This window comes from Paenibacillus sp. P4_A7 (assembly GCF_056402455.1).
The window spans coordinates 1-3,985 of the sequence record NZ_JBFUHJ010000490.1 but is presented as its reverse complement, the minus strand read 5'-3'; the positions used below and the strand labels follow the sequence as shown (position 1 = coordinate 3,985).

Here is a 3,985-nt window from a genome sequence, read left to right as displayed (position 1 = left end):
ATTCGGTAGACATAAAGTCCACCCATCCGACTGCTCAACGACATAATCCGCACCCGTTGACAAAAAAGGTTCAATAGTAATGACCAATCCCTCTTTTAATACACGTTTATCATGCTTGTTATAAATAGGAAGAATCTCTTTTGGAGCCTCGTGTAAGGATTTCCCAATTCCGTGACTACACAAATTTTTTATAACCTTATAGCCTCCTTTTTCAGCTTCGGTTTGCATAATCCTGCCGATTTCGTTCAGTTTCACTCCATGTTTGAGTGAAGAGATAACCTTCATCATGGTATTGTGAGTATAGTTGCATAGACGCGTTAAAGAAGGATTGTATGGAGGCATTTGAAAAGAGTGTCCCGCATCCGCAAAATAGCCTCCACGTTCAGCGGAAACATCGATGTTTATAAGGTCGCCCGGCTGAATTTTTCGATTCCCTGGTATTCCATGAGCAATTTCGCGGTTAATGCTGATACAAGTGCTGCCTGGAAAATTTTTTGTTGTTTTTGGAGCAGACACTGCCCCACAGCTATTTAAAAATATTTCTCCGATATCATCCAATTCCTTAGTCGTCATTCCGACACGTGTGTGACGTTTCATTTCACTTATTGTCAACGCTACGATTTTACCGATTTCTGTAAGACCATCAATATCTTTCTGGGAATCAATTGTCATAGAAAGACCTCCTATTTTTCACACATTTATCTTATCACACTGGAAGCTTATTCCACTATACTGCCAGTTAGTTTAATGCTTTTCCACTCTTTTTAGATAAGTACCCTATTTTTTTGTCTTATACTATGCTTTCACAAAATAATCATTATTAGTCCACCAATTTTATGCGGGAGATTAAGGTCACAAACCCTTGATATGACGCGGTATTCTAATACATACCACAATAACATCCTCTCCTCTCCCATAAATAGGAACTCTCGAAAGAGGGCTCCTATTATTTGTTTAAAAACTTTAAATATCAAGGGATTTAACGATACATTAGACACCCCCTGTTATTCTTTTATATAAGGCTAGTATCATACCAGAACAAATATCCAATCACTAATCTCTATCAACACATATTCTACATAGTAGTCAAAACGTAGGGAGGCTAATGTTGGGTAAAAGATAGCTTAATCTTAATGCAGCCTTCATAAAAACCACCCGGGTATAAATTACAGCGCACTCGATACGTTAGGAGGTGAATTAAATCATGTTCAATAACATTGGTACGATCCTTGTTCTTTTCATTTTATTAGTGATTATCGCTCGCAGTTGTGGTGCCTTCGGCCGTGACTAAAGAAACGACTAAAGAAACGATGAGAATCACGATGAAAGAAGCTGCTTTGGCATCATCAATGGCTATTAAATACTAAAACCTTCGTTCATTGGCTCCTAAAATAGTATTAATGAGAAGGCCCATTCTATGGGCTTTTTCCCTTTCTATTGGCACTTAATATCGATAATTTCAAATAACTGGCCATAATATCTCGCAACAATATCTGAATATTTTCGTTGTAGCGTAGTATTATTATTAACTCTAATATTAACAAGGATGTGTTAATACATAAACTCAGGCCTTTTTATTATAGTCGGAGTTTCAGGAAGAGAAACAAGAAATGAAGTGATTTACAATCATGGTGAAGATAATGACAAAACTAATCCCCAATAGTTAGCGCTGAGTCCTATCCTAATGAAACTAAACTTGTAATTTTTCGTAATGATCAAGAGGCGCTACATTTTTTGGTGTTGATTGGGCAAATAAAAATGCAACTCTTCTTGTATGCCAAAGATGTACCCATATTTCGTGGTTTATGGATGAGCCCGATGCAGTTAGTAGCTAAAATTCTCCTCCGTCAAGCTTCCATGCTATGACGGAGCTTTTTTATATTACCTCCTTAATACCTCAATTGCTTGATCGTCTCAACCTATCCGCATTCAGATGCTCCCTTATGTACACTCATATAGTACTTTCTCCCATGTTCTTCATTATTCAAACTCTTTCTTCACGGTACTATATAGAGTTGGTACTTACTCCCTGTAAAAAACTGATGTATCCTTTTGGAAAGAAAAGAAAAGGAATGATACAACATGCAGAGAATAATGAAAGTGATAATAATCATATTAGGTACTTTTATCGTTCTTTTTTATGCAGGCTTGCTTGTATTATGGTATATCGTTCGTCACGTCTCTTTTGCACCATAAATGTTCTTAGATTAGCCCCCATGTTCTTAAATATTCAGCGAATGTTCATTCAGCTAAGAACTCCCATAACGGTTTCTGCCCTGTTGGATGTATATCATTACGGGAACGTGTTGGTCAATTCCAACTACCGCCTATCGTTTGACGAAAAACTCTTCATCATCCGACGGCATAAGGTACCAGTTTATATCGATCTGTAAATTGATGAAAAACGAAATGCTAATAAAGGAAATATTCGATGAGATTTGTCTTCTTACTGGTACCCCATAAGCTCTCATATTTCTCAGTTACTTGCTTATCATACGTAACGATACATTTACATCATTTGCAGCTTGAATATCTTTATAGACGCAATAGTTTAATCCATCTCATTTATTAAATGAAATAAGAAAAGCGCCCAGTTATGAGCGCTCACTTATAAATGTCATGCTTATACTCTAATTGAAATGAAGTCACGATCCAATACGACATTACCAACTTGTGGAACATTATTAACTACTCCGAAATGGTTGACGATTACATTGGAAGAAGTAGAGAGAATGACAATTACTTCATAATGATCAGCAACACCAGTGAGTGAAGTACTGAAGGATCGAAGCGAATTAGCTGGTATGCTCACGCTAGTATTGCCAATTGTCACTGGAGAATCGCTATCCCAATTAATGACCATAACCGTAACGTTTACTGCTGAAGATCTCCGGTTCATGATTTCGGTATGTGCAGATGCAGTACTTGGGTTTTTTTTGAGAACTCCTGTGCTTAATGCAATGGAACGGCCCATACCAGACTTGTTTCCGGACTTGTTTGCTGTGTTGTTTCCAGACTTGTTTCCTGAAGATTTTTTACTCACCAGAACTTGCTGTTTTAATAGATTGTTCAATTTACTTTTCATGGCACTACTTTTTACTACTCTCTTCGCCGATGTCTTTACTGTCATTCTATCATCTCCTATATATGGGAATGATATAGTATATATATTTTTGATAGATTTGATTGTGCGATTTTATCAGTAGATTAACACAATTAATAGTATCGATAACAAACAAATCAATGGTATCTTTACATTTTGACAAGAAAATATTTACTGCCCCGTTATCATCTTCCTCCACTTTCATCCTTCCCCTAGTATTCATAGTCTAATGACATTGTAATAGTGTCGCCGTAACAAACACACAATCATATATTCTTATTCGAACATAACTTATCTTGTTTTATTATAGGCTAATAACATTAATTCATTGTCCCCGTAACAAACACCCAATCACAAGTGGAAATTGAAGCATAAATTACAGAGTATTCAATACACAAGGAGGTGCATGAAAAATGTCAGGTTTCGTAKGTGGTGCGTTTACAAACACTGGTACTATTCTGGTACTTTTCATCTTATTGGTAATCATCGCTTGTAGTTGTGGTATTTTCGGTGGCGGCTACTAATAAAAGTCTAGGATGTATCTTCTAAACTTTCGGGATGCTACGTTAACACGAGCATGCAAAAGGCCCATTTTACGGGCCTTTTTGTTGTTTACAGTGAATTTGAATTCGCCCACTCTTAGAATTAGGTAGCTGCCTGATCATGTACTGCTTCAATTACACTGTCGACATGCATGTGTACGGAATGCGGAGATTGTGTGGACCATGCCGTTATAAAAAATAGGCTTATGAGGAACGGTTTCCCCCCTACATCATAATATATCTAGACAAATGACCCTATACAATTGGAGGTTTTCAATGAATCGCGCATTTACGCCTTTTGGCGGTCCTGGTTTCCGTCGTCCCTTTAGACCCTTCCCTC

General features: G+C 37.2%; 3 protein-coding genes. 1 reads left to right on the top strand and 2 read right to left on the bottom strand.

Features of this window, described 5'->3' with window-relative positions; genetic code table 11:
* Positions 1 to 672, bottom strand: a 672-nt coding sequence (gene map, locus AC1DWN_RS29520; RefSeq protein ID WP_477562436.1) for a type I methionyl aminopeptidase, incomplete at its 3' end; no start/stop codon positions are given.
* 1,951 nt (positions 673 to 2,623) lie between these two features.
* Entirely contained in the window at positions 2,624 to 3,130 is a 507-nt protein-coding gene (locus AC1DWN_RS29515; RefSeq protein WP_477562435.1) for a hypothetical protein, read from the bottom strand.
* A 386-nt stretch (positions 3,131 to 3,516) separates the two neighbouring features.
* Between AC1DWN_RS29515 and AC1DWN_RS29510 the strand changes: the two genes are divergently transcribed.
* A complete protein-coding gene (locus AC1DWN_RS29510) occupies positions 3,517 to 3,627 on the top strand; it encodes a YjcZ family sporulation protein (RefSeq protein ID WP_477562434.1) in 111 nt (36 codons plus the stop codon).
* Positions 3,628 to 3,985: the final 358 nt, after the last annotated feature.

Excerpts from the sequence above, each read along its gene's own strand:
- AC1DWN_RS29515 (WP_477562435.1), bottom strand. The coding sequence starts at position 3,130 with ATGACAGTAAAGACATCGGCGAAGAGAGTAGTAAAAAGTAGTGCCATG.